This window comes from Candidatus Sericytochromatia bacterium (assembly GCA_035285325.1).
Lineage (GTDB): Bacteria > Cyanobacteriota > Sericytochromatia > S15B-MN24 > JAQBPE01 > JAYKJB01.
In genome coordinates, this window is record JAYKJB010000134.1 from 1 (window position 1) to 2,560 (window position 2,560).

The following is a 2,560-nucleotide window of genomic DNA, read 5'->3' on the forward strand; positions in this document are numbered from 1 at the left end:
ACCCACGAACGGGGCGTTGAGCCGCACGATGGCCAGGTTGAGCGCAGCCGCAAAGCTGACCCAGACAAGGTAGGGCACCAGCATCAGGCCTGCCCGACGGGAGTGCCGGCCAAGCATCACGACCAGGGACAGCACCGAAAGCCAGAGTGCCACGACCTCCAGCAGCGCGAGGTCAGGGCGTTTCAGGAAGAAGAACAGGCCGCTCCAGGCCACGTTGAGCACGCCGTTCACGGCAAACAGCACCAGAATCAGCCGCCGTTGGCCTGGGCCCAGTTCCCGCCGCCAGACGTCCAGTGCGGCGAGGACGCAGAGCAGGAAAATGGTCGTCCACGCCGGGCCGAACAGCCAGTCAGGCGGCTGGAAGGCAGGTTTGGAGAGCGTGTAGTACCAGGCATCCAGCCGCGTGAGCAAGCCCCCGAGCAGTGCAACCAGCACGGCAGCCGAGGAGGCAACCAGCGGCGCGACCCAGCGGCCGCCCTGTCCGGTCATGCCCGGACCACCCCCAGGAGGTGCCCCAAATCCTTGAAGAAGATGCGCAGGTGGGCCAGCGGTCGCGCCCTCACCAGTTTCTTGTACATATAAGCCTGCCACGTCAGATGCTGCACGTCGGGATCCCTGCACATGCTGACGAAGCGCTCACGGCGCGCATCACTCGAGTACCAGAACCGCTGCAGGAGCCCCAGCACCCAGAACACCCGCCCGTGTGCCCGCATGAAGCGGCGACGGGCCGACTTCAGCGCACCCGGGTCACCCGTCTCCAGCAAGCCGATTACGGCCTCGGCTGCCAGCCTGCCACCGGCCAGCGCGTAATAGATGCCCTCTCCGGAAGCGGGCGCCACGACCCCGGCCGCATCACCCGCCAGCACCACACCGCGGCCGTCGTCCCAACGCCGCAGCGGGCGCAGCGGAATCGGCGCACCTTCCTTGCGAACCGTGTCGCTGAGATCGAGCCCCGTCACGCTGCGCAGGTCCGCCACCGCGTTACGCAGCGAGAAACCCTTGAGGGCACTGCCGACTCCCACACTGACGGTCTCGCCATGGGGAAAGACCCAGGCGTAGAAATCCGGGGACAACTTGCCCTGGTAGTACACGTCGCAACGCTGGCCGTCGTAATCGGCACCGGCGGCCGGCGAGCGGACGATCTCGTGATAGGCCGCCACGTAAGGCACCCGCCCGGCATCCGGAATGCACTGCCTGGCTACCGAGGATCGCGCACCATCGGCGCCGATGACGGCGCGGGCGGTCACCTTGCGGGTCACCGGCACCTGGTCGGCCCCGCGCACGTCATAGCTCAGTTCAATGACGCCATCCTCGAGGTAATCGAGACGATCGAACTGGCCGGTCAGCCTGACCGCTCCATGCGCGGCCGCACGCTCGCGCAACCATTCGTCGAAGCTTTCCCGGTCGACCATGCCGACGTAGCCACCCTCGATGTGCATGTCGACACTCACCGCGGTCGGCGAGACCATTCGCGCCGACCTGATCCGTGCCACCAGCAGCGATTCCGGCAGGTCGAACTCAGTCATGGCCTGCGGGGGGATGGCACCGCCGCAGGGCTTGATGCGACCCGCCCGGTCCAGCAGGGCAACACTCAGCCCGCGCCGGGCAAGGTCGTCGGCAGCGGTCGCCCCGGCCGGGCCACCGCCCACCACCACCACGTCGAAATTTTCAGTCTGCATCTGTTATCTCCCCCCCGCCGAGACCGTAACGGCCCCCCGCCCTGGCCAGGTTCGGGCCTGCGCCACGACCGACGCCGGCCCGATATGCCTCGCCAGATAAGCAGCCACCAGGAACACCAACCCCTCCAGGAAAAACACCGTGGAGTACGCCGTCAACACCGAGCCACTCGCCCACCGGATGAGATCGACGAGGCCCGTGCCGGCGATTCCCCCAGCGGCAAAGGCGATCGCCTGGGCCGCGCCCCAGAGACCCATGCGTACGCCCTCGCGGGCGCGCGCGCCTTCCGCCACCATCGCCATCATCGAACCGATAGCCGCCACCGAAAAAGCGCCGTTGGCGGCGCCGAGCGCGAAGACCGAGGGCGCAAGAGGCCAACTGTCCGGCAGGTAACCAGCGACTGCCAGGCCGAACAGGGCAAGCCCAGAGGCGAGGCAACCGCCCACACACCAGGCCGTCAGGCTGCCGAGGCCACGGCCGGCTCCAGATCGGGCCAGACCCGCCACCAGCAGCATGCCGAGCAGCACACCCGAATTCTGGATCCCGGACAGCTGGGTGGACTGCCCGGGAGTCAGCCCGAAGATCGACCCGGCGAAGGGTTCCAGGATCAGGTCCTGGGCGGAGTAAGCCAGCATCGAGACAAAGATGAATACCGTCAGCCGTCGCGCGCGGGTTTCGGCCCAGACTTCGCGCAGGGCCAACCGGAAGGCTGGCATGGTCTCGGGTTCCGGCACCGCCGGCGCATCCCCCTCGACGCCCCACACCGCCAGCGTGGCAACCAGCCACGCCATCCCGACCACGCCCGCCGACACGGCGACCATGCGGGGCAGGCTGAAGGGTTCGAGCAACGCACCCGCGACCCCCGCGGTCAGCACGAAGCCGG

Annotated in this window: 3 protein-coding genes; all 3 read right to left on the bottom strand. The window is 68.1% G+C overall.

The annotated features are described in order from the left end of the window. Positions 1–489, bottom strand: a 489-nt coding sequence (locus VKP62_16450) for a TspO/MBR family protein (protein MEB3198785.1), incomplete at its 3' end; no start/stop codon positions are given. After that, the gene (locus VKP62_16455; GenBank protein ID MEB3198786.1) at positions 486–1,679 is read right to left on the bottom strand and encodes a geranylgeranyl diphosphate reductase; all 1,194 of its coding nucleotides are present in this window, start codon (positions 1,677–1,679) and stop codon (positions 486–488) included. The genes VKP62_16455 and VKP62_16450, both read right to left, overlap by 4 nt. A 3-nt stretch (positions 1,680–1,682) precedes the next feature. Then, positions 1,683–2,560, bottom strand: an 878-nt coding sequence (locus VKP62_16460) for a PucC family protein (protein ID MEB3198787.1), incomplete at its 5' end; no start/stop codon positions are given.

Coding starts and splice junctions, on each gene's coding strand:
- VKP62_16455 (MEB3198786.1), bottom strand. CDS start 1,679: ATGCAGACTGAAAATTTCGACGTGGTGGTGGTGGGCGGTGGCCCGGCC.